Annotated in this window: 24 protein-coding genes and 1 pseudogene; 9 read left to right on the top strand and 16 right to left on the bottom strand. The window is 46.3% G+C overall.

Going from position 1 to position 24,737, the window contains the following annotated elements:
* Window positions 1-13 precede the first annotated feature (13 nt).
* Window positions 14-609: pseudogene (locus NHN17_RS11535) on the bottom strand (IS6 family transposase).
* Window positions 610-958: 349 nt separating this feature from the next.
* On the opposite strand from NHN17_RS11535, the gene NHN17_RS11530 reads away from it, so the two are divergent.
* Entirely contained in the window at window positions 959-1,303 is a 345-nt protein-coding gene (locus NHN17_RS11530; protein WP_255042666.1) for a DUF6559 family protein, read from the top strand.
* A gap of 31 nt (window positions 1,304-1,334) precedes the next feature.
* Here the strand turns inward: NHN17_RS11530 and NHN17_RS11525 are convergent, their stop codons facing one another.
* A complete protein-coding gene (locus NHN17_RS11525; RefSeq protein ID WP_255042665.1) occupies window positions 1,335-2,495 on the bottom strand; it encodes a Na+/H+ antiporter NhaA in 1,161 nt (386 codons plus the stop codon).
* Between the two features lie 300 nt (window positions 2,496-2,795).
* Here NHN17_RS11525 and NHN17_RS11520 point away from each other — a divergent pair, with 300 nt between their 5' ends.
* Window positions 2,796-4,748 carry a DUF1800 domain-containing protein gene (locus NHN17_RS11520; RefSeq protein WP_255042664.1) on the top strand — a complete coding sequence of 651 codons (1,953 nt, stop codon included), beginning with the start codon at window positions 2,796-2,798 and terminating at the stop codon, window positions 4,746-4,748.
* Between the two features lie 5 nt (window positions 4,749-4,753).
* On the top strand, window positions 4,754-6,061 hold the full coding sequence (locus NHN17_RS11515) for a DUF1501 domain-containing protein (RefSeq protein WP_255042663.1): 1,308 nt from the start codon (window positions 4,754-4,756) through the stop codon (window positions 6,059-6,061).
* Between the two features lie 337 nt (window positions 6,062-6,398).
* Here NHN17_RS11515 and NHN17_RS11510 read toward each other — a convergent pair whose 3' ends face one another.
* The 5 genes from NHN17_RS11510 to dgcN all read right to left on the bottom strand — a co-directional run bounded on the left by NHN17_RS11510 (window position 6,399) and on the right by dgcN (window position 11,298).
* Window positions 6,399-6,650, bottom strand: coding sequence for an HPr family phosphocarrier protein (locus NHN17_RS11510; protein ID WP_255042662.1), 252 nt, complete (start codon window positions 6,648-6,650; stop codon window positions 6,399-6,401).
* A 153-nt stretch (window positions 6,651-6,803) separates the two neighbouring features.
* Window positions 6,804-8,192, bottom strand: a complete 1,389-nt coding sequence (dbpA, locus tag NHN17_RS11505; protein WP_255042660.1) for an ATP-dependent RNA helicase DbpA — start codon at window positions 8,190-8,192, stop codon at window positions 6,804-6,806.
* A gap of 265 nt (window positions 8,193-8,457) precedes the next feature.
* Window positions 8,458-9,318 (bottom strand): D-amino-acid transaminase, encoded by an 861-nt coding sequence (locus NHN17_RS11500; RefSeq protein WP_255042659.1) that lies wholly within the window; start codon window positions 9,316-9,318, stop codon window positions 8,458-8,460.
* Window position 9,319: 1 nt separating this feature from the next.
* A complete protein-coding gene (gene dgcA / locus NHN17_RS11495; protein ID WP_255042656.1) occupies window positions 9,320-10,294 on the bottom strand; it encodes an N-acetyl-D-Glu racemase DgcA in 975 nt (324 codons plus the stop codon).
* Complete coding sequence (dgcN, locus tag NHN17_RS11490; protein WP_255042654.1) at window positions 10,291-11,298, bottom strand: N-acetyltransferase DgcN; 1,008 nt, start codon at window positions 11,296-11,298, stop codon at window positions 10,291-10,293. Before dgcN ends, dgcA begins: the two co-directional genes overlap by 4 nt.
* 643 nt (window positions 11,299-11,941) lie before the next feature.
* Here dgcN and alr point away from each other — a divergent pair.
* From alr to NHN17_RS11460, 6 genes are all read left to right on the top strand, one after another.
* Complete coding sequence (gene alr / locus NHN17_RS11485) at window positions 11,942-13,024, top strand: alanine racemase (RefSeq protein ID WP_255042653.1); 1,083 nt, start codon at window positions 11,942-11,944, stop codon at window positions 13,022-13,024.
* 50 nt (window positions 13,025-13,074) lie between these two features.
* Window positions 13,075-14,097 (top strand): TRAP transporter substrate-binding protein DctP, encoded by a 1,023-nt coding sequence (gene dctP / locus NHN17_RS11480; protein ID WP_255042652.1) that lies wholly within the window; start codon window positions 13,075-13,077, stop codon window positions 14,095-14,097.
* 48 nt (window positions 14,098-14,145) lie between these two features.
* A complete protein-coding gene (locus tag NHN17_RS11475; RefSeq protein WP_255042651.1) occupies window positions 14,146-14,628 on the top strand; it encodes a TRAP transporter small permease in 483 nt (160 codons plus the stop codon).
* Window positions 14,625-15,902 carry a TRAP transporter large permease gene (locus NHN17_RS11470; protein WP_255042649.1) on the top strand — a complete coding sequence of 426 codons (1,278 nt, stop codon included), beginning with the start codon at window positions 14,625-14,627 and terminating at the stop codon, window positions 15,900-15,902. Before NHN17_RS11475 ends, NHN17_RS11470 begins: the two co-directional genes overlap by 4 nt.
* A 43-nt stretch (window positions 15,903-15,945) precedes the next feature.
* Window positions 15,946-16,629, top strand: a complete 684-nt coding sequence (locus NHN17_RS11465) for a M15 family metallopeptidase (protein WP_255042648.1) — start codon at window positions 15,946-15,948, stop codon at window positions 16,627-16,629.
* Between the two features lie 314 nt (window positions 16,630-16,943).
* On the top strand, window positions 16,944-17,897 hold the full coding sequence (locus NHN17_RS11460; protein ID WP_255042647.1) for a lactate/malate family dehydrogenase: 954 nt from the start codon (window positions 16,944-16,946) through the stop codon (window positions 17,895-17,897).
* A gap of 268 nt (window positions 17,898-18,165) precedes the next feature.
* Here the strand turns inward: NHN17_RS11460 and ureG are convergent, their stop codons facing one another.
* From ureG to urtE, 9 genes are read right to left on the bottom strand one after another with little or no spacing between them, the layout of a single operon-like run.
* Entirely contained in the window at window positions 18,166-18,792 is a 627-nt protein-coding gene (gene ureG / locus NHN17_RS11455; protein ID WP_255042645.1) for an urease accessory protein UreG, read from the bottom strand.
* A gap of 41 nt (window positions 18,793-18,833) precedes the next feature.
* Window positions 18,834-19,547: an urease accessory protein UreF gene (locus tag NHN17_RS11450; protein ID WP_255042644.1), complete on the bottom strand. Its 714-nt coding sequence runs from the start codon at window positions 19,545-19,547 to the stop codon at window positions 18,834-18,836.
* 1 nt (window position 19,548) lies between these two features.
* On the bottom strand, window positions 19,549-20,121 hold the full coding sequence (locus NHN17_RS11445; protein ID WP_255042643.1) for a HupE/UreJ family protein: 573 nt from the start codon (window positions 20,119-20,121) through the stop codon (window positions 19,549-19,551).
* A gap of 36 nt (window positions 20,122-20,157) precedes the next feature.
* Window positions 20,158-20,610, bottom strand: coding sequence for an urease accessory protein UreE (gene ureE / locus NHN17_RS11440; protein ID WP_255042642.1), 453 nt, complete (start codon window positions 20,608-20,610; stop codon window positions 20,158-20,160).
* Between the two features lie 31 nt (window positions 20,611-20,641).
* A complete protein-coding gene (gene ureC / locus NHN17_RS11435) occupies window positions 20,642-22,345 on the bottom strand; it encodes an urease subunit alpha (protein WP_255042640.1) in 1,704 nt (567 codons plus the stop codon).
* 37 nt (window positions 22,346-22,382) lie between these two features.
* A complete protein-coding gene (locus NHN17_RS11430) occupies window positions 22,383-22,721 on the bottom strand; it encodes an urease subunit beta (RefSeq protein ID WP_255042638.1) in 339 nt (112 codons plus the stop codon).
* Between the two features lie 51 nt (window positions 22,722-22,772).
* Entirely contained in the window at window positions 22,773-23,075 is a 303-nt protein-coding gene (ureA, locus tag NHN17_RS11425) for an urease subunit gamma (RefSeq protein WP_255042637.1), read from the bottom strand.
* 57 nt (window positions 23,076-23,132) lie between these two features.
* Window positions 23,133-24,044, bottom strand: a complete 912-nt coding sequence (locus NHN17_RS11420) for an urease accessory protein UreD (protein WP_255042636.1) — start codon at window positions 24,042-24,044, stop codon at window positions 23,133-23,135.
* Complete coding sequence (gene urtE, locus NHN17_RS11415; RefSeq protein ID WP_107346892.1) at window positions 24,041-24,736, bottom strand: urea ABC transporter ATP-binding subunit UrtE; 696 nt, start codon at window positions 24,734-24,736, stop codon at window positions 24,041-24,043. The genes NHN17_RS11420 and urtE overlap by 4 nt, the downstream gene beginning before the upstream one ends.
* Between the last annotated feature and the right edge of the window lies 1 nt (window position 24,737).

The following is a 24,737-nucleotide window of genomic DNA, read 5'->3' as shown; positions in this document are numbered from 1 at the left end:
TTATGTCGCAAAATTATGCCGAAGTACAACCGTACTGATTTCCATCCCAGACACTGATGCATCTTACCTTCACTTTTCGGTGGCTTTGTTCGACTAGGTAGTTTAAATACTTAACTCGAAGCACTTCAATCAAGTAGAGCACCCTCCCCGTCAGCCAGAGTTAGACGTTGATATTATGCAGCGCTAACACATTGGCACCACTCATATCGAGCACCACCTTTTCAGGTAATCCGTTATGGCCTATTGCCTTAATGAAGAAGGCGCGAGCAGCTTTCTCATCACGGTGAGCGCACAGTAAAAAATCAATGACCTTGCCGTACTTATCAACGGCTCGGTAGTAATATTTCCACTGATCTTTGACATTGATGTATGTCTCTTCCATCCGCCACAAAGAAGCGACAGGCTTCTTTCTTCGACGAGCCTGATGTTCCAGGAAGGGAGCATATTTGATGACCCACCGATTGATGGTTGAGTTATCAGCATGGATACCCCGCTCAGCCATAATCTCTTCGATTTCACGGTAGCTAATTTTTTATAAGAAACGTAATAGCGAACAACCTGAAGGATGATGCTGGAAGGAAAGTGGCGACCGGAAAAGTTGATAGTCATAATGCTAAAGGTAATGAGTACTATCAGGGATCTTAACTAAGCACCACTGTTTGCGACACAACTCCAAAGTGGATGATAACCCCCTATATCGCCACAGGAGAGCTGATCCATGTACTAACAGACTACCAACAGCAAACTGTTCCGCTCTATGCCGTTTACAAAGAAAGCCACAGCCAGCCAGTCAGCCAGTCAGCCAGTCAGGGTAAGAGCTTTTATAGATTTTATTGCTGAAAGGTTGAGTCAGTCCCAATAATAAACACGGTTGTAAAATGCTATTGAACACCGTATTAATAATGTGTGGTATAAGAACTGTTTTGGTTTAAAAGTCATTTGGTTTAAGAGGTGTGAGATGTTCAGATTTAGCCAGTTCTTCAAGCGAAGAGCTATCCGCCGATACATTAAGGTACTCGGCCCAATGCTGCTCAAGTCTTATGGCCCAAGAGAGAGCTACACAAACGGCCAGATTTCAGCAGTGCTGGATAGCTCGGCCTTAAACCAACGCTATCAGAAATATGCGTATGCACTCTTTGGAGAGTTATATCCTGACCAACACCAGGAATTATCCCAGGGCTTGTTTAATGGCAATGCCTTTAACGCCCTTCAGGTTATCGCCATTGCCAAACCAACGGGCTGGAAAGGAGGCACGAACACCGACAACCTGTCTAACCACTATGGACAAAACAGCAGGTACTAAGTAAAAATGGAACCGATAGCAAAATACCGCCTTATTGATCGCCCCTAACCTGAAACACACCGTTACCCTGGCGGGTCGCAAAATGCATAAGTATCAGCCCTAAAATACTCGCCACCAACGCAGCCACCACGATACCCAATTTATAGTGATCATTCCCCAAACCGGACAGTTCACCGATAAACAAAGAGAGTGTTAATCCGATACTGCAAAAAATGGACAGGGCGAATAACATACGCAAATTCGTCGCTTCAGGTAATTCAAAGATCTTCATCCGCACCCCCAGCCAGACTGAGCCGAATACACCCAATGGTTTACCAATGAGCATCGCTATAGCGATGTAAGCAGCAACAGGGTCGATAACATTTTCTAAGGTAAAAGTACCAGCGAGCGACACGCCAGCGTTTGACAAAGCAAACATAGGCAGTACCAGCAAAGTCACCCCCCACTGCAACCCAGACTCTGTCCGGTGGCTAAGTGCACAGCCGCTTTGACTCAATGCGAACCCGATAACCACACCAGCTAAAACGGGATGAATACCCGCTTTGAGAAGTACAAACCACAAAATTGTACCCAAGGCCAAATACAGCGACAAGCTCTTAGCCTGCCGGCGAGTCAACCAAAATATCAATACGGTAATGCCCACAGACAAGCACAGGTACAGCACCTCAAACGTCGTTGTATAGAAAACAGCAATGGTGATAATGGCTAGCATGTCATCAAAAATGGCGACAGCAAGCAAAAACATTTTTAAGCTCACAGGGACGCGACTGCACAGCGACAGCAAACCAAGCGCAAGGGCGATATCTGTAGCAGTAACAATTGCCCATCCGCTACTCATTGGCGAGGCAAATCCGCCGATAAGAGCAAGGTAGATAACCGCTGGACAGATAAAGCCCGCACAGGCAGAAATCAAAGGCAGGACAATTGCCCGTTTGGTCCTAAACACGCCATGCTTGGCTTCATTACTTAGCTCTAGACCAACCATCAAGAAGAAAAGGACCATAAGCAAATCATTGACAAAAAGTTGCCATGATATGCCCTCGGCAAGTGGGTAGAGTTTGAATGCAGAATAAGAGGTTGGGTGAAGCGTTGCCCATACAAAAGCGAGTAAGCAGCAGGCAACCAGCAGCAGGCCACCTAGCCGATCTTTGGCCATTACAATTGCAGCTTTTGGCTTTAGAGAAGGCATCATCCTTGCTCCCAATATCAACTGGGTGAATAAACAATATTTATGTATTTAACGTAACCGACTTTGCCATTTTAAACAACGAGATAGATCGGTTTTCAAGTAATAACTAAAATGTAAATCTTCGGGATATAGGCGACTACCGCTCGGCAAGCCCCGACCACCATAACCTTTACCGTCACGTAGGCACAGAAATGCCAGTAAACGTGATTTCCAGCCCAGATATTCACATAATCAATGAATTGGCATCACCTCTCGCTTATTGCCTGCTAATACTCACACTATCGTCTAACAAAGGAGGCAACGATGCGACTTTTCAAAGTGAGCCGGTGGTTATGGATTACCGTTCCCATCGCCCTATCAGCACCAAGCTACGCAACGCTAGAAATTCCCTCTGATATTCAACCTCCACGGGGCACCGTCGGCGACAAATACCGCTGGATAATACCTATAGACTACGACGGCGAAGGCTCCCTAACATGGTCAAGTGAAAACTTACCGGACTTCATTTGGGTCAATGCTAATGGTGTGTTCTGGGCAAAACCTAACGTAGATCGTATGCCGCCACTAGGATCTGAAGGCTATTACCCAGACGTCACCTTCACCGTGACTGATGGTATAGAGACCAGCACATTTGGCCCCTTTACCTGGGTAGTCGAACCCAGCGGAAATGTTTCTGGAGATCTCATTTACCCGCGAATAGATGTACAAACCTCGGCCCCAGACATTCCCGAGGTTGTCCTCGCTACCGAGCAGGCTGCAGCATCTTTGTTATTCCAAGCGACATTTGGTCCCTCCCCCTCAGATCCTGGCCAACTGAAATCACAAGGGTTTGAATCTTGGTTTTACGAGCAGGTCAACGCTGCACCGAGCTACCACTTACCCCGTTATGATGATTACCTGGCCTACGGCGAAGAAGATTCAGCCACAACCCGTTATCGGGTCTGGTGGGACCGAAGCATCAATGCGCCAGATCAGCTCCGTCAGCGTATGGCCTTTGCCCTCAGTCAGATCCTAGTTGTATCGGAGAAAGATGCCACCCTTAGCCTTCATCCCAAGCTTCTTACTGACTACTACGATCTTCTCATCAAGTATGCGCTGGGGAACTACCGGGACTTACTCCTCGATGTATCACGCCATCCGGCAATGGGGTACTACCTAACATCAATCGGCAGTCAGCAAGAAAACCCCTTCGAGGGGATCCGCCCCAATGAAAACTACCCAAGGGAATTGATGCAGTTATTCACCATCGGGCTCGATGAACTTAAACCAGATGGTTCGCCATTCTTGAATGCATCAGGCGACCCAATCGCCACCTACACCGAAGCCGATATCGGTGAATTTTCGCGGGCGCTGACCGGCTGGCACCTGGCAAACAATACTGACTGGGACGATCTGAGCAACGGTGAACTTTTTGCGTCGATGCAGCCCAATGAAAGCCGCCATGATAGTGGCAGTAAGCAAGTGATGGGTATCACTTTTTCCAGTGGGAAATCAGCAGAGCAAGACTTAAACCTTGCTATCGATATCTTGTTCAATCATCCCAACACCCCGGCTTTTGTTAGCCGAATCCTTATTCAACGCTTGGTGACGTCGAACCCTTCACCTGACTACATCACGCGGGTCGCTAATGTCTTTCGCAACAACGGGCAAGGAGTACGGGGGGATCTCGCCATGGTCGCAAAAGCCATCTTGAGTGATGAAGAAGCCCGAAATGGTGAAGCATTCAAAGTCAAAGAGCCACTGATTGTCATGACCAATCTGGCCCGGGCGATGTCGATGCGAGGAAACATCGATGGTATTTACCAGGATCTCGATACCGCCGACGCCTACGGCCAAATTCCTCTCGGTTCCCCATCGGTCTTCAATTATTACCGCCCCGAAGACGTACCTGACGGTAGCTTGAAAGATGAAGGCTTAGTCGCACCAGAGCTAACCGTACTTAATGCTTCATCTTTCAAGGTCTTAAGTAACATCCTACATTCGGTGATTAGCCAGAATAAAAACTTCGAAACACCAGAAATAAATGAAAAAAATAAAGTCGATATTTCCGGTTGCTATAACATCAGCCACGTTTCCAACTTCGAAGAACAAATGGCCTACCTCGAGCAGACCTTCTACCACCAACCTATCAGTAATACCATGCTTGCCACCTACCGCCAGTTCACCGATTCAATAGGCGCTAGCAACGGCCGTATTCGCTGCAAGGGGATGATCTGGCAAACTGTCACCTCGCCTGAATACCTGATCCAGGAGTAACGATAATGAAAAGACGTGAATTTCTCAAAAAATCCCTCGCGACCGCAGGCATGCTTTCATTATCGACCGGTATTGGCATGCGCAATTTGGCCATGGCCGCTGGCGGTGACTACAAGGCGTTAGTGTGTGTATTTCTTGCCGGTGGCAACGATTCACACAATATGCTTATCCCAACATTCTCTACTCGTTATGATGAATACAGCGCTGCCAAAGGTGCACTGGCAATCGACAAAAGCCAGCTAGTGAACTTAGCGATGGACGGGGAGCTTGCCTTGGGTGCCCACCCAGCACTTAGCCCCCTGTCTGATTTATTTAACCAAGGGAAAATGACTGCCATCATCAATACAGGCAACTTGATCGCCGCCGGAGACAGGTCAGCGTTCGAGGCCAAGAGCGTACCGTCAATTTCCCGCCTTGGTTCTCATGCTGATATGCAGGCAGCCAAACGCAGTGGGTTTGTTGGCGGGGAGATAGACACGGGATGGGCAGGACGCCTACTCGATACTCTGGCAAGTCCTGTCTATGATTTCAGTCCGGGCTACAGTACCGGCGAGGAAACCAACTTCCTGCTGTCAAACAGCTACCAGCAAATATTGTTGTCGGAAAGTGCCAATATCAACGCCTTTGGATTGGCTGAAGGCCTTGAGCAAGCTTTCAAAGATGATATGGTCGTGGAGCGTACCAATCTGTTCAGGCAACAAATTAATCTCATAAAACAGCAGATGTTGTCATCGGGGGCTCAGCTAGACCCATTGCTGGAAGCAGAACTATCGACGAGTTTTCCAAAATCATCACTGGCTAATAACTTGTCTTTGGTCGCAAAAGTACTCAAAGGCAATGCCGCTCTAAACCAACAAAGACAAGTTTTCTATGTCGTTCAAGGCGGCTATGACACCCATAACAACCAACTGGTAGCCCAAGATCGTTTGTACCAAGAGCTCGCTGAAGCATTAGCGGCATTCCAGGGCGAGCTTGATGCTTCTGGTCTAGGTAGCAACGTGACCACCTTCACCATGTCGGATTTCGGGCGCTCGCAGCTCACCAACGGAACAGGAACCGCCCACGGCTGGGCAGGCCATGAGCTGGTCATGGGTGATGCCGTTATTGGCGGTCGGTATTACGGCGACATGCCCGACTTGATCCATGATGGCAACTGGTCAATCAACAATAATGGTCGCATGATCCCGACAACCTCCGCCGATCAAGTCGCCGCAACGCTTGCCCATTGGTTTGGGACACCGACAGACTCACTTGATAACCTCTTCCCAAATCTAGCAAACTTCAACCAGAAAACACTGGGATTTTTGAGCTAAACCACCGATATTGCCGCTCCAAACGGGGCGGTAATACACCGAACTTAACAACCTAGTTCGTTTGGAGATAAGCCGTATTGCAAAAGAAGCTGAGGGCGATGTAATACCAATCTGGATAAGTCGTTGTTCAAATATTTATGTAGGTTGGTATAAGAACGCGTAAAGCGCTGCATTCTTTCTGAACGAAAAAACGGCCCAAATCAAGGACCGTTCAGACTCATTATCCAGCTCGCTCCAAACACCTTAAGTGATAGGAGTTAGCTCATTGAGCAGGCTTTTCGTGTAAAGCGTGATTAAAAAAGTCGGTTTACTCCGACCAATCGTTAATACCCAAAGGCTAACCGGTCACGTTTTCAATAAACGTCGCCAGCTCATTTACCGCTTGCTGGTTAGTTGATTGCACGGTTACTTGCGTCCCCTGAACAAGCGCTAACGTCTGTAACTTGAATAGGTTTTTAGCTGTTGCTGTTTTGCCGTTAGAAACGATTTCAATCTCTTCAGCATACTTTTTAGCCGCTTTCACGAACTTGGCTGCTGGTCGGGTATGGAGGCCACTTTCTGCAGAAATCAGGACGTTTTTCTTAAACATATAACACTCTCCGTAGTTATCTATTTGTTTTTGTACCGATTATTTCTGACAGATTCTGGGATATCCGCTCAAGATAGGAATAAAAAAGCCATGGAGATCTCCAAAGTGGGATCTAACCATGGCTCAATCATGCAAAAGCGGTAAATGCGTTAATTATCGCTTGATAGCGCGCACGCGGAACGAACGGCCTTTCATCTTACCGTTTTCCAACTTCTTCAGTGCCACGCGAGCAACATCGCTTTTCACTGCAACATAGGCAACCATATCGAAGACATTGATCTTACCAACTTGATCACCACGGATACCGTTATCGCCCGTTAGTGCACCAAGAATGTCACCAGGACGAACTTTCTGCTTCTTACCACCAAGAATTTGTAACGTCGTCATCGCTGGACGGAAAGTCGGTTGGTTTAACAACGACTCTGAAGGCAATGCCTCACCAACAATGTCTCTCTCCAAATAGTCTTCCAGCAGAGCAACCTTATAGTGCTCTTTATCACTGATGAAAGAGCATGCAACACCCTTGCTACCCGCACGACCGGTACGGCCAATACGGTGAACGTGCACCTCAGTATCACGCGCAAGGTGATAGTTGATCACACAATCCAGCGCTTCGATATCCAAACCACGTGCAGCAACATCTGTTGCAACCAGCACAGAGGTACTCTTGTTAGCAAAACGTACCAAGGTTTGGTCACGCTCACGTTGCTCCAAATCGCCGTGCAACGCCATTGAACTGAAACCGTAATACTCCAGCTCATCAGACACTTCTTGTGCTTCACGCTTAGTATTACAGAACACGACGCTCGATTCTGGTTTGTGCAGGGACAGCAACAAGCGAAGCGCCGTCATACGGTCTTCGTTGGAGTCTACATGGTAGAAGTGCTGATCGATGGTGTTTTCATCATGGGTAGACTCTACCTTCACCATCACTGGCTTATGCATGATATCGCGAGCGATAGATTCAATCTGCTTAGGGTACGTTGCACTGAATAGCAAAGTCTGGCGATCAGCCGGCGCTGCATCGACAACAGCATCCAAAGCATCTTGGAAGCCCATCTCTAGCATGCGGTCAGCTTCATCAAGTACCAACAGATTCAGATCGTCAAGAGATAGGTAACCTTTACGTAGGTGCTCTTCCACACGGCCCGGAGTACCGACAATAATATGGGCACCGTGCTCAAGAGAGCCAATTTGCGGACCAAATGGCATACCACCACACAAAGTCAGCACTTTGATGTTGTGGATTGAGCGTGCCAGTTTACGGATTTCCTTAGCAACCTGATCTGCTAGCTCACGCGTTGGGCACAATACCAATGACTGGATACGGAAGCGCTTAACATTAAGATGGTCAAGCAAGCCAAGACCAAAAGCGGCCGTTTTACCCGAACCTGTTTTACCCTGAGCGATTACATCCTTGCCCGCCAAAATATGTGGCAGACTTTGGCTCTGGATAGGAGTCATCGATTCATAACCCATCGTTTCTAGGTTAGAGATCAGATCAGGTTTTAGATTCAAAGTTGAAAACGCGTTTTTGCTCACGGGTAATATCCTGTCATCGCCTGTACGTTGAAAGACTATTTCACAGGCTTAAGAAACACTGACAACACCAGCAAGACATTCATCTACCCCACCCTGTTGTCGCAAGGGATGCGACACTATCAGTCTTGGGTAAAAAAAGATAGAGTTCGGCGGTTAAACTCGTCTCTTTTTCGCCAATCGACGCCTCCCTCCGATAGTTCCCACCAGTCATGTTGCATGGGTTACACCGGCGATAAATTCAACAATGAATAAAGCCGGTCCATCACTATTGAGTAAATGCCAGCACCATTTCGATGTAAGTACTTCGTAACTTTTTCGCTATCTCTCCTGGTTGACCGTCACCAATGGTCTTGCCATCTATTGCGACAACAGGCCAAACAAAGGTGGTAGCTGAGCTTACAAATGCCTCTTTTGCCTCGTACGCTTCTTCAATGGTGAAGGCACGCTGTTCAAGCTCTATTTGGCAATCCTCAGCCACTTTTAATAACGATGCTCGAGTTATTCCATGCAAAATGTCATTGCTTAAAGGCCGAGTAATGATCTTATTATCATGAGTAACGATGTAGGCATTGCTAGAGCCACCTTCGGTAACAAGCCCATTTTCAATTAACCAAGCGTCATCAGCACCCGCCTGATGCGCGAGATGTTTCGCCAAGCAAGCTGGCAGTAAGCTGGTCGTTTTGATATCTCGCCTGCGCCACCGGATATCCTCCATTGAAATCACTTTAATCCCTTCTTTAGCCGCCTGACTATCGAGCAAGGCACGCTGCTGGGTAAATAGCACCAAAGTAGGCTTTATATCATCACTATAACTAAAGTCACGATCCCCTTCGTTACCTCGGGTAAGCTGCAGGTATATCCCTCCTTCAGTAAGTTGATTCTTCTCGATGAGGGTCCTTTGAATCTGGGTAAGCTCATCAGCACTAACAGGCAGTTTCATACCTAATTCTTTACACGAGCGCTCAAGACGAGCAAGGTGGCCCTTGTTATCGACAAGCTTACCAGCCAGTACTGCCGTCACCTCATATACAGCGTCGGCAAATAAAAAACCACGGTCAAAGATAGAAACGGTGGCATCACTCTCAGCGACATAGCTTCCGTTCATATACACAATTCGTTGCATCATGTTATCCCCATAACTCAGTGCCGAAAGGCAGCATTTGGTTGTCCTTAAATTCAAATCCATGTTCAATGTCTTGGCTTAATAGCAAAGGGCCATCTAGGTCGACAATATCGGCACCTTGCGCCGCAACAAATGCCGGCGCCATACTCAGCGATGAAGAGAGCATACATCCCACCATCACAGCCAAGCCCATTCTTTCGGCTTCTTGCTTAAGTGCCAACGCTTCGGTTAAGCCACCCGTTTTATCAATCTTGATATTAATCATATCGAAGCGGTCTACCAACATTTCTAGGCATGTTCTATCGTGGCACGACTCATCGGCGCAAATTGGAATAGGCCTTGCCACCTCATCAAGCCAATGATCTTTATCTGCAGGAAAAGGCTGCTCTATCATGGCCACTCCTAACTTAAACAACTCCGGCACTACGCGCTCATAACTCTCTATATCCCAAGCCTCATTCGCATCAATGATGAGCTTGCTTGAAGGCGCCCCTCGACGAACAGCCTTAACCCGCTGTAGATCGTCTTCTCCCCCCAGCTTCAGCTTCAATAAGGGACGAAACGCATTGTCTGCCGCCATCTGCTGCATTTTTTCTGGCGTGTCTAACGAAAGGGTGAATGCCGTTTCAAGTGCATCAGGGACACAACCTAACTTCTGCCAAATAGAACAATGTTGTTGCTTACACTCAAGGTCCCAAAACGCGCAGTCTATAACGTTACGCGCCGCACCGGGCGGCAACAGTTTTTGCATATCGAGCCGACTTGCTCCCTCTTCGACCAGAGAAGCTATAGAGCGCAGTTGGGCCTCAACGCTGTCAAGCGATTCACCATAACGAGCATAGGGAACGCATTCCCCCCGGCCTGTTGCGCCTTGGTGCTCTAATTCAACAATCAATGTATTGACTTCTGTTTTACTGCCACGAGATATGGTGAATGATCCACGAATAGGCCAACGCTGCTTGACTATGTTCAACTTCATAACGATGTCACCATGTAATCAACAATACGGGCAACACCTTGGCGGAAAGGATCGACAACAGGAAGACCAATTTGAGTCTCAAGCTTCTCCATGTAGCCATAAGCGTCTTGCTCTTCCAGCCCAGAGGTATTAACCGATACACCAACAAATTCCGCGCTTGGGTTAGTGAGTTTGGCGGCCTCCAAGTTCACCTTCATACATTTTACAATATCCGGTAATGGGTAATCAGGTAAGCCACGCATATGGGTACGTGTTGGCTCGTGACACAATACTAACGCATCAGGTTGAGAGCCATGGATTAAGCCCATTGTTACCCCAGCGAAAGAAGCGTGGAACAATGAACCTTGCCCTTCAATCACATCCCAATGATCAGGGGTACTATCCGGTGTAATGGTTTCTATAGCGCCAGCAATAAAATCTGCAACCACACAATCCACGCTTACACCAGAGCCAGTAATCAAAATCCCGGTCTGCCCCGTGGCACGGAAATCGGCATCGATATTATGCCGTTTCATTTCTTGTTCTATAGCCAAAGATGTGTACATTTTTCCCACAGAACAGTCAGTCCCGACGGTTAACAGGCGTTTACCTGTACGCTTCTTGCCCGTCGCCACAGGGTAACTCTGGGTGGGATAACGTACATCAAACAGTGTACGATTATATCTCGCGGCACAATCAACCAGCTCAGGAATGTCGGTAAGCTTGTTGTGTAAACCAGAGGCTATATCCATCCCCGCTTGCAATGCATCAAGTAATACACTGAGCCACCGCTCGGAAATCACGCCACCACGATTTGCAACACCAATAACCAAGGTCTTAGCACCAGCATCCACTGCTTGTTCTATCGAAATATCATCGAGGCCCACATCAGCATAACAATTTTCTAGACGCAGTTGCCCAACACAGTATTCTGGACGCCATGTTTTAATCCCCTGTGCAACCTTAGCGGCAAGAGGGTCCGCGGCATCACCAAGAAACAATAAATACGGTTTATTAAGATCCATCTCTAACTCTTCCTTAAATTAAATTAATTTATCATTAACTATAAACATCGAGATTAAAGTCACACAGGAACAGTGCAAAAATCGTGACAGGTTTTCAAATACAGTGATTTATAAACAGATTTTTCCACCAAAACCTCACCAAAAATCCATAAACGCCTGATTTAAATCAAAATTAAATAATTGACTCAATTTTATATAGCACTAAAATAATCAAGATAAACCAAATATTATACCTCTGCAAAGTTAAAGAAAGTAACATTCGTAACCATTTATTCTTTTTTAACGTCATTTACCTTTTATCCAATAAAATTGGGACCTTTTTAATTAAAACTCACTTCCACCGGTTAATAATTTGTTAACGTTTTTTCTTGTGCTTCTAGTGAGTCATTTTTATTGTACCTTTTTGGTGCATATAAACCTTTTCAGTGCACATTAACTGTGCTCAATAATTAATCAACCAATATTTCAGCCTTAGTTAATTTTACCTACTTCCTTTGAAAGCCTTATTATTGCTAGCTAAACCATTGTCACAAATAATTATTCACCTTATTTTACAAATGGCACTTAAATTGCATTTAGTTCACCATTGTATCTATTAACCTGGACGCGTTGGAACGATATAAATCGTCGTGCAAACCATACTATGATCACAGCGGAAGCCCTTATCGATTTAAATGCAATTAAGTTAAACTACCAACAGTTAAGTCAACAAAATAATCATCAACCATTAATCGCAGTAATTAAGGGTGATGCCTATGGGCATGGCGCGATAAAAATAGCCAAGGCGTTACCTAACGCAAACAAGTTTGCCGTAGCGCGGCTAGAGGAGGCGCTACAATTACGCCATGCAGGAATAAACCAGCCTATATTGTTACTTGAAGGGTGCTTTAACGGGCAGGACTTACAGCTTGCCTCGCAGTTTCAACTCGATATCACTATCCACCACCACCAACAACTGATCGACTTAGAAAACTATCCCTTGGTTAATCCTGTTACAGTCTGGGTTAAGGTCGATACAGGGATGCACCGTCTCGGTTTCTCCCCCTACGAAATCAGTGATGTCGTTGCTCGCATTCGCAGAACAAATAAAATTAAGGGTGAAGTCGGTTTTATCAGTCACTTTAGCAATGCGGATGAGCCTGACAACCCAAAAACCGAGCAACAGATAGCTAGCTTTACTAGAGCAACCCAAACTTATGCCGGTAACAAGAGCATCGCTAATTCTGCAGGATTACTGTTCTGGCCTCACGCCCATATGGATATAGCAAGAACAGGAATTGCCCTATATGGTATTTCGCCGAGTGCTGAGCATACAGGCACAGATCATAACCTCACCCCAGTCATGACATTAACAAGTCGGCTTATTGCCATTCGTAAACACGCAGCCAATGAACCAGTAGGCTATGGTGAGGCATGGCGTTCACCGACCGATACCCACATAGGTGTTATCGCCTTTGGCTATGGTGATGGATACCCGAGGCTGGTTCCCACCAACACCCCGGTATATATAAACGGCCGCACTGTTCCCATCGTAGGGCGAGTTTCTATGGACATGATGACCGTAGATTTAGGTTCCGCACACCAAGATAAAGTGGGGGATACTGTGGAGTTATGGGGTCAACACCTCCCCATTGAGCATGTAGCGAAAAACTTGGGCACCATTCCTTATGAACTCACTATAAAACTAACAAGTCGGGTCCATCAACGATTTATCCCAGAGGAATAGACAACCATCAGCATTGATGGTGAATAATTAACAATAAAAGGAGTTTTAATATGGAAATTAGATCTAGCTTAGCCAAACTGTTTGTTGGTATGAGTACATTTGCAATAACTTGCTTTTGCAGCGCAACATTACAAGCACAAACTATTAATTTGAGCTATAACGGTGCGCCGGATGCAGAAAAAAATGCCGTTCACCTTTTTGCTTCGAACTTAAAAGCAATTGTGGAACAGCAATCGGGTGGTGAGATGAAAATCCAGCTTTACCCAAACAGTATGTTAGGAGAAGAGCAAGAGAGAATGGAGCAAGTGATCAACACCCCAAGCTTAAATATCGCCTCTTTTGCGGGTGTTTCCCCACTGATGCCAGAAATTTTTGTGAGTGCAAGTCCTTTTATGTTGCAGAGTTTTGAACAGGCTCGCCAATTCTTCGACCAGGGAAAATATTGGGAAAATATCCAACATACTTTTAACCAAAAAACCAGCTCGCATATCTTGGCTGTGGTTGAGGAGGGGGGATTCTTAGCCTTTACTAACAACGTGAGAGAAATTCGTAAACCTGATGATTTTAAAGGTCTCAAGTTTCGCGCCATGGATCAAAGCCAAGTCGCACTATATGAAGCATTTGGTGCCTCAGGCACACCCATTCCATGGACAGAAGTTTATATGGCATTACGTACAGGTGTTGCAGATGGCCAGATGAACCCACCAGCTTATATTATTATGGGTAGTTTAAACGAGGTCCAAAAATATATGACGCTGGCCAATATTCAATATTCTGACCAATTCCTCATCGGAAACGGCAAGCTAATGAAAAGCCTGTCAGAAACAGATAAAAAACTGTTACTTGATGCAATAAAAGAAGCCAACGATATGAACCGAGAAGCGGTGCAAGCGCAGGTCCAATCTAGGGTCGATTACCTTGAGAAAAATGGAATGCAAGTCTATTCGCCAACCCAAGATGAACTCGATGCGTTTTATGCGATAGCCCAACCTTCTTTTATTGCATGGCTTGAGAAAAAAGGAATTAATCAAAAGTGGATAGATCTTGCCAATAGTGACCTAGAAAACCTATAAACCATTAAACAATTTGGCGCCATGGAAACGGCGCTATTTGGAATTCATATGTTGAAAAAAAAGCTATTAACGAGCTTTCGCTCATTTTTTATTACAATTTCCACTCTAAGTATTATTGTCAATGTAGCAACGTTACTCTACGGCGTATTTTCACGCTATTTTTTAGGTGCATCGCCAATTTGGGTCGATGAGTTATCTCGCTACCTTATGATTAGCGCCAGCATGCTAATTGCGGGGGTTGTTATGTTATCCGGAGAGCATATGCGCTTAAATGTAGTGGATAAGTTGCCCTTTAAGAAAATAAAACTTGCAATATCTATCTATACCTACAGTATTAGTATATGCATTTGCCTATTTATGGCCTATTTTAGTTACCGCTACGCTATTTCAATTCACAGTTTTACCACTATCGGACTAGACATCAGCAAAACCATCCCGATGCTAGCACTACCAATTGGTTTCACCTGCTTGTTATTCTGTACCTTTATTCGGCTTACTGAAGTACTCATTGCCGCCAAGGAGACAGTATGATTATTGCCATTATCACCATTTTTATTATTCACCTTTTATTAGGTGTACCACTGTTTATCTCACTACTTCTCGCATCAATAGTCGGATTTACCTTTATTGATTTTGAGCTAGCATTTCGTATTATTCCGCAACAATTTTTTAGCGGTATCGACAGCTTTTCACTAATGGCAATACCACTTTTTATTCTTGCAGGTAATCTGTTGAATGAAAGTGGGCTTACGCCAAGGCTGATGAATTTTTCTCGCTCATTGGTCGGTCATCTAAAAGGAGGGCTAGGTTATGTTAATGTTATATCGAGTGTGTTTTTTGCTGGAGTCAATGGTTCTGCGATTGCCGATACGACAGCACTGGGAACCATGCTTGTTCCAGCAATGAAAAAAGAAGGTTACTCAACGGGTTATGCAGCAAGCTTAACCGCTGGTAGTTCGTTAATTGGGCCTATCATTCCACCAAGTATTTTTATGATTCTCTACGCCTCACTAACTAATTCATCGGTTGGTGACCTTTTTTTAGCCGGAATAATTCCTGGATTATTACTAGGCTTGTGCTTCTTTTTTGTAAACTGGAACTACGCACGTAAAAACAACCTTCCAGTCAATGATAAGAGAGAAAGTTTACCATCGGTAATAAACGCATTTTTGTATGCAACTCCCGCTTTATTTGCACCCATACTTATTGTAATGAGTATTATTTTTGGTATCGTTACCCCGACTGAGTCAGGGGCACTTATTGTATTGTATTCGCTTGTGATTGGCGTACTCCTTAGAACTCTCAGTCTTAAATTAATAGTTAAGGCTATCATTGATGCCACAAAACTGACCTCGGCAATTTTTTTGATCATCGCAGCCTCATCCGTGATCACCTGGGTATTAGGTTACGCTCAAGTGCCAACACTATTTACTCACCTTTTGACTCCCTTTATCGATAATCCTGTATTAATCCTGTTTATTCTCAGCTTGATTACCTTCTTTATTGGAATGTTGATGGAAGAGGTGTCGGCGCTGATGCTACTAACCCCTATATTTATGCCTGTTGCACTGCAAGCAGGGATAGATCCAATCCACCTCGGTATCGTTATCACGATGAATATCACCATAGCTTTGATTACTCCACCTATGGGGGCCTGCCTATATGTTGCAAGCGCCGTAAGCAAACTTGAGCTAAGCCGTTTATTCATAGAGATCATCCCGTTTATTGGTTATGCACTTAGCATACTCACTCTAATTATCTTTATTCCACAACTAACGTTATTCTTCCCAGGTTTATTTAACTAATATGCAGACGATACCCTCAATCTCATTGCCAGTTTGGCAACAAATGGAGTCCATTCTTATCAATGATAATGAGGAGAGCTTAGTTCCTCTCTCCATAGCAACTGATATCAAATGCTACCCAAACTACTACAAAAAAGGCGTCAAGCATGCCATTTCTGAATGCTTTGTACGTGAATCAGTTTTTGAGCGATTAATTAACGCTGCATCATATTTACCTAAAGGTGTAACGCTTGTTGTACTAGATGGTTGGAGGCCTTTCTTGGTACAGCAGTACTTTTTTAGCCAGCTATATTCTCAATATCACCAGCACCCTAAATTTAGACACTGCTCCGAAGCCGCTTTAATCGAGATAGTCAGAAAACAGGTCTCCCCACCCTGTAGTGATCCAAAAAAACCAAGCCCTCACCTAACAGGTGGTTCGGTGGATGTTACCCTATGTGATCGTTTTGGCCGTATTCTCGATTTAGGCACCGCGTTTGATCAAGATAGCTCTTTATCTTGGAGCTCCGCGCTTGAAAGCACAAAATATATCGATACATTATCGGCACACTATCGTCGCGAGCTCTATTTCGCTATGATTCAAGCGGGATTTACAAACTTACCGAGTGAATGGTGGCACTACGACTTTGGAAACCAACTTTGGGCTTACTACAGCGACCAAGCATATGCCCGATACGGTATGACCGAACCTCCACCGTTCATTAGCACTAACATTACGAACCTGTAATGGCCCTATTTGCATTAGATGTCAATATACTAATCACATTATTTACTATCGATATAAAATGACTATTAGCGATAGTTTAAATATTCGATTTAACTTAAAACAACACAAAAAGGATTATACTACGTTACTTTATATTACATAATTTTCATTTTATCTAATCATTTTACTTTGAAGTTCTAATTAAAAAATCACTTACAACCAATCACACTAAATGAAATGGCAGCCAGAATATCGGTAATAACACTTGGAATCACTATCTCAATCAGAAATATTTCAGTAAGATAATATTTAGGACACGCACAAGGAATGTAGTCATGAAAATAGGAATTATTGGTGCTGGGGCTGTTGGCGTCGGAGTATGTAACTACCTACTCACACTAGGTAGTGTTAGTGAGCTTGTTCTATTAGATAAAAACCGAGAAAGAGCCGAAGGTGAAATCCTCGACTTCAGTCATACTGAGGCCCTCACTTTCTCGAAGAATACCGCTCTCACGGCTAGCGATGATTATCATGATCTCATTGATGCTGAAATCGTTGTGATCACCGCAGGCGCACAGATCAAAGATGGACAATCTCGACTTGATCTTGCCGAAATAAATAGCAAGATTGGCGTTGATATCGCTCGGCAAATCGAAAAAGTCACGCCAAATGCTATCCTCATTGTCGTAACCAACCCTTGCGATATCGTCGCTTACTTCATCGTTGCGAATACTGGTTTTAACGCCAGCAAGGTTCTAAGTGCTGGTTGCCTTGTCGATACAGCACGGCTTATGACCATTATCGGTAAACGGGTTAAACTCGACCCAAAGAATGTCTTTGGATATGTGCTTGGCGAGCACGGAAGTCACTGTTTCACGCCAAAAAGTTTGATCAGTATCGCTGGGCAACCTGCCGATTATTACTGTGATACCAACCACCTTCCCTCTATCGACCCTACGGAGTTATTAGAAGCGGTAAAACAAGCCGGATTTGAGATTTTCAAGCGTAAGCAAAATACTGCCCACGGCATTGCCGCCAGTGTATTTAGGATTATTCAAGCTATCTCAATAAATGAACACTCGGTTCTACCAATAGGCACGATGGTCCGTGGTGAGTATGGTTTACACGATGTTGTTTTAAGCTTACCAACGGTTGTTAATGCGCAGGGGGCCGAATCAATACTTACTCACCCATTTACCGATTTGGAGCTTAATGAACTTATTCAAATCGCTGACAGCTTAAAGATTTGCATCAACGATGTTCGTAAAAAAACAGGGTTAATTGGTTAGCGCTCACAGCCTTAAATCTGAAAATCCATCACTTTATATTACAGTCAAAGAGAAAACAGGGCTCATTAAAATAATTTAGACCGCTCTCTATTCATATGAGCTTGAGTATTGAAGAGATCCTGACTCTCTCGCTTCGAACGGAGAGCCTAATACCAATCTGGATAAGTAGTTGATCAAGTATTTATGTAGGTTGGTATAATACCACCCTAAATAAAAAAGGGATCTGATTGCTCAGATCCCTGTCACTTATAATCGAATTACCTTCCGCTTACTCACCTTTCGGCGTCAGCATCCCTTCGGTAATGATAAAGTCGATGATTGTTTCAAGCCCTTGGGACTCTTTAAGGTTGGTAAAGACATAAGGGCGATTAGGCCGCATCCGCTTAGTGTCTTCTTCCATTACCTCCAGTGACGCTCCTACATAGGGCGCAAGGTCAATTTTGTTGATCACCAGCAGATCAGAGCGGGTAATACCCGGGCCACCCTTGCGGGGGATCTTCTCACCTTCAGCGACATCAATCACATAGATGGTGAGATCAGCAAGCTCAGGACTAAAAGTTGCACTGAGGTTATCGCCGCCACTTTCAACAAACACCACATCAAGGTTACGGTGCAGCTTGGCTAGCTCTTCTACCGCGGCCAGATTCATCGAGGCATCTTCACGAATTGCGGTATGAGGGCACCCACCGGTTTCCACGCCAATGATCCGATCAGGATCAAGAGCCTCGGTCCTTGTCAGGATCTTGGCATCTTCCTGGGTATAGATATCATTCGTCACCACCGCGATATTCAGCTTATCGCGTATCGCTTTACACAAAACCTCAAGTAATGCGGTTTTACCGGAACCAACCGGACCACCAATCCCAATACGAAGTGGCTGCTTATATGTTTCCATAACATTCCTTATTATCTTATTGCCCACAAAGCACATCAGGCTTATGAACGGAACAAACGGGTATATTGTGTTTCATGCAGGCTGCTGGCTAGCGACACAATCGGTGTAAAACTGCCAATCATCACCTCATCGATCTGTGTCGAGATAGAAACCATCTCAGGAAACTGCAGGGTCAATTCCATCAAAGCCCGCTGACCATCGGTTTGCCCCAGCGGCACCAACTTTACACCTGCCATCACTAAATTTTCAGCCCAGCTCCAGAGGTACCCCTGCTTCATGGCTTCAGGGCTTATCCCCCATAAATAGCCTGCGACACACAGACCGACCAACTGATTAGGATCAGTATTGCTACCAAGGTAATCATCAACAGGAATATCCAACTGCTTCAGCAGCACATTCAGCGCTTTCCCCCGCTGAATTTCTTCGGCCCGCAACTCCTTGGTTTCCCGACTTGAACAAAGCAAGTTACTCAATGCTTCGATGCTCGGTATATCGCGAGTTTCAATCGCTTGGTAGAACCTATCAATAAGGGGAAGCTCAAGAGTTGCCACGCTATAGCGCAATATGTTCTCCAACCACAGGACCATGGATACCCTGTTTTTTACCCACCCCGCCTCGACAGCCCACTCCAACCCTTGCGAATAGGTGAACCCACCAATTGGCAGCGAGGGGCTTATTAACTGAAACAAACGGTAGGTGGCAATGGGATCATCACCTCGTTCGACTTCCTTTATTCTCAGCTCCTCGGCCGCCATATTAAGCCACCAGCAAATAAACAAGGCTGGCAGAAGCAACACCAGCAGAAACCCAGCGGCTTGATGCAAATGCCGCTAACCGGTGTCCCAACAACATCAATGCCGATGCCGATATTGCCATCGCAACAGCAAACTGCGAAACACTACCGGTGGCCTCGACACCATGGGCATAACCATGACAAAAGATGAGGGCAACACACAGCGCCACTGCCATTCGAGTTACCACTTGGCTACCAGAAAACACTTGCCAAAGTGCAGCACTAACAACAAGTAACGACGCTGCAATCGCGCCCTCAATACCGCTTACCTCCCCCAAATTGAGTCCAGCCACCATTCCGGTCACTAATGCGACTAACGCGACGGCCAATAAACTCAATTGGGTCGTGGTTTTCTTAACGGCAAAGAAAGCCAATGCGCCAAATGCGAGTAGCATAATGAGGTGATCGACACCGGTAATAGGATGCAAAAGCCCGCTAAAGAATGAAGAATGCTCATGTCCGGGATGCGCCTGTACCGAAACCGGAATCACAAGGCTAAGCGCTGCCAACGATGAGGTAATAGGGGTTGTTTTCATTGTCATATCCTTTTGCAAAAAAACGTTAGCTCTTTATTAGTGGTGGTGATGATGTCCGCCAGAGCGACCACCATAAGCACCGCCTTCTGGCTCTATCGGTGCCTTTTCAACCGTGACTTTAGCGCCTAGACCTACGACCATGTCGTCCAGTACGTGATCATGTTGGTAACGCACCCAACCAGCTTCAACTTGAAGCGGGACATGACGATTTCCTAAGTGGTAGGCAACACGCGTCAAAAGGTAAGGATCATCACAATATATTGTTGATACCTGCTCATCGGCCGCTTTAACTTCCACTAAAGTGCCACAGCGACTCTTCAGTTGTTCGCCACCGCGCAGGATATGACCTCTAGGCAGAAATAGGCCTGCATCACGGCCATCATCTAGCACTACCTTCAACCGGCTTTTGATCCGACTATCAATCGGCAGACTCAAATACGCATCGGGCCGCACTGCCGCCTCTGCACTTACTTCAACCAACTCAATCATTTACAATTCCTTTGTTATTATTTGAACCGCATTAAAACAAAAAGTAGCGCTGGGCCATCGGAAGAACTTCTGCTGGTTCACACACTAAAAGCTCACCATCAGCACGCACCTGATAGGTCTGAGAATCTACCTCTATACGAGGCTGCCAATCGTTAAGCTTCATATCTGACTTGCTAATATTCCGGCAATTTTTGACGATGCCAATCTGGCTGCCAAGCTGGAGTTGCTCGGCCACGCCAGCGTCACTCGCCGCCGACGAGATAAACAGCATCGAAGTATTCATAGCCGCTTTGCCATAACTGCCAAACATCGCGCGATAATGAACAGGCTGTGGGGTTGGAATAGACGCATTAGGATCCCCCATCGGGGCCATGGCTATCATGCCGCCCTTGACGACAGTACTTGGTTTAACCCCAAAGAAGGCCGGCTTCCATAACACCAAATCCGCCAGTTTTCCCACTTCAATCGATCCAATTTCATGCGCCATGCCATGGGTAATAGCCGGATTGATTGTGTATTTGGCAATATAACGCTTCAGCCGGAAGTTATCGCTGTAGCTGGAATCTTGCGCCAAACTGCCACGTTGAACTTTCATTTTATGGGCCGTTTGCCACGTTCGGGTGATCACCTCACCCACCCGCCCCATAGCTTGAGAGTCCGAGGCAATCATCGAAAAAGCCCCCAAATCATGAAGAATATCTTCGGCAGCAATGGTTTCCCTTCGAATTCGGGATTCGGCAAACGCCACATCTTCTGCAATCGCAGGGGACAAGTGATGGCATACCATCAACATATCCAAATGCTCATCAACGGTATTGACCGTATAAGGTCGAGTCGGGTTAGTCGACGACGGCAAGACATTCGATTCACCAGCAGCACGGATAATGTCAGGGGCATGCCCGCCGCCAGCGCCTTCTGTATGATAGGTATGTATCACCCGATCACCGATAGCCGCCAAGGTCGATTCAACAAAGCCTGATTCATTCAGGGTGTCGGTATGAATGGCAACCTGAACATCCATCTCGTCGGCAACCGACAAGCAAGTATCAATAGATGCAGGCGTAGTACCCCAGTCTTCATGAAGCTTTAGCCCCACCGCCCCAGCCGCTACCTGCTCACGCAGCGCTTCTGGTTGGCTGGCATTCCCTTTACCCAGCAAGCCGAAGTTCATTGGAAAGCCATCGAGCGCTTGAAGCATTTGTGCCATGTTCCATGGCCCAGGTGTACAGGTGGTCGCATTGGTACCCGTCGCAGGGCCGGTACCACCACCAATCATCGTGGTCACCCCAGACGCCAACGCTTCTTCAATTTGCTGCGGACAAATAAAATGGATATGGGAATCAATACCACCCGCGGTTAAGATCGCACCTTCGCCCGCCAAGATTTCGGTTCCCGGGCCAATGATGATATCAACCCCCGGTTGAATATCGGGATTCCCAGCTTTCCCGATGCCGCTAATCCGCCCATTTTTTACCGCCACATCTGCCTTAACGATACCCCAGTAATCGAGCACGATGGCATTGGTGATCACCAAATCAGGTGTTTCAGCACTTGGTCGTTGGCTCTGTCCCATACCGTCGCGGATCACCTTTCCACCGCCAAATTTCACTTCATCTCCATAGACAGTGAAATCTTTTTCAACCTCCAGCCACAACTCGGTATCGGCAAGACGCACCCGATCACCTACCGTTGGGCCAAACATTTCGGCATAAGCCTGACGTGAAATGTTTGCCATGACTATTCCTTGTATTAATGATTAGAGAAGGAAAGAACTAGAGCTTGCCCATCACTTTGCCTTGGAATCCGTAAACTTCCCGTTTACCAGATAAATCAACCAGCTCTACTGTCCGGGACTGACCCGGCTCGAAACGTGTAGCAGTCCCTGCTGGTATATTGAGGCGAAAGCCCTTGCAGGCTTGCCGATCAAATTTGAGGGCATCATTGACTTCAAAAAAATGATAATGCGAGCCTATCTGGATTGGCCGATCCCCTACGTTTTCAACTTTAACGGTAAGGGTTGTCCTGCCAGCATTGAGTTCGATCTCCCCGCTTGCGGTCTCGATTTGACCGGGCACAAACGCGGAGGTATTGAATGCACCACTCCCTGCCATTTTTTCTCCTTATTTATCTGCAAGATACTATGCCGCTATACCATCAAACAACTACACAATCGGCTCATGCACAGTCACTAATTTGGTGCCATCGGGAAAGGTAGCTTCTACCTGGACATCCGGGATCATGGACGCAATCCCTTCCATCACATCCGTCACAGAGAGCAGCGTACGGCCATAGTCCATGAGCTCTGCGACACTCTTTCCTTCTCTCGCCCCTTCAAGAATGGCGCTGCTGATGTAAGCAATGGATTCAGGGTAATTGAGCTTGAGTCCCCTTTCCTTGCGTTGTTTGGCCAACATCCCGGCACAAAAAATCAGTAGCTTGTCCTTCTCTCTTGGTGTCAACTCCATGTCACTCTCCAATGTCGCTAAGTCGCCAAAACTCTAACTCGCTGAGTAACCGACTAACTACGTGGCCCAGATGCGCGGGGGGTGAGGGGCAATGCCCGTCATCTGACTTCGCGCTTGCTGCCATATTTGGGTAAAGCAGTGCAGGATATCTTCACTCCAATACCCCAACGCCCTAACAACAATGAGCCCCTCGACCTGTGTTGCAGCCACGATTAGCTTCTTGCTACCTAGCTCACTCTGTATATTTATTTCGCTCTGAATATCTAATAGCAAAGCCTGTACCAACTGATAGAAATCTTGCCCCATTTCGGACAAGTACAGGGTCCCCATCATGGGGAATCTCTGCATTCCTATATTAATCAGTACTTTATCACCACCAGACATGTTCAAACCTTCAGTCAGCACCCGGCGCCCATCGACATAAACCTCTGTTTTTCCAATCAATTTACCGCTATCAAAGCACTCTTTTAGTGCAGGGCGACCAAAACAGTGCAACTCCCAGCCCACAAACTGTGCACCTTTCTCGAGGTGGACAACGGTATTGAGCTGAGCATGGGCCTCAGGAAAAAAGATATTCTCCTGAGGCAGCCATTCCAGCCGGCCTCCTTCGGCGACTGACAAATGCTGGGCTTGCTTGGCAAAACGGCGCTCAGAGCGATAAAATTTTGTGGCTCCAGGGGTTGTCACCAACACCTTGGCACCCGCGCCAACATCGACGCGAATATCAAGTGTATCGCCACCCGCGACACCGCCAGGCGGATGAAGCAGATAACTATGGCAAACCTCCCCTTCGGGGTAGAGCGCTTGCTGTACCGTTAACGGGCCTTTTTGCTCTCGGTGCTTAAGTACGGTTTTATCGCCCCTATCTCGGTAGGACAGGCTCAATTCAGCCTGCCAGCCATGGTGGGTATGCTGGGCGATTTGACTTGCGGTCGGGTTGGTCGCAACAGGCGATAAATACTCTGTCATACGGTGAGGTACTCCTTAACCAAGGCATCATCGAGCTCGGCCATCTCACCACTGGCAACATGGCGTCCTCGGTCGAGAATGCAAAATTGATCGCCCACCCGACGAGCAAAAGGTAACTTCTGCTCAACCAGCAACACAGTAAGTCCCATTTTTTCGTTAAGCATCCTGATAATATCGCCAATTTCTTGCACGATATTGGGTTGGATCCCTTCCGTCGGCTCATCCAAAATCAATAGCTTAGGGTTCACCACCAACGCCCGGCCTATCGCCAATTGCTGTTGTTGACCACCCGATAAATCGCCACCACGGCGGTGACGCATTTCCTTTAGAACCGGAAACAGATCAAAAATGAAGTCAGGCACTTTACGATCGCCCCGAGCACGGATAGGCAAACCTATCTCTAGGTTCTCCTGGACCGTCAACATCGGAAAAATCTGACGCCCTTGCGGCACATACCCTATTCCCCACCGTGGCCGGGATTCTGCCGATTCCGCGAGAATTGAGCGCCCATTAAATGTAATATCGCCACTTTTTGGCCCCACCAACCCCATGATGCACTGCAATAACGTCGTTTTACCCACACCATTACGGCCCATCAACACCGTGCATTTACCTTCGGGGATCTGCATATCCAAATCCCACAATGTATGGCTTTCACCGTAATATTGGTTGAGTGACTTGATCTCTAACATG

The sequence above is a fragment of the Photobacterium pectinilyticum genome, from assembly GCF_024357955.1.
GTDB lineage: Bacteria > Pseudomonadota > Gammaproteobacteria > Enterobacterales > Vibrionaceae > Photobacterium > Photobacterium pectinilyticum.
This window is presented reverse-complemented; position numbering and strand designations above follow the sequence as displayed.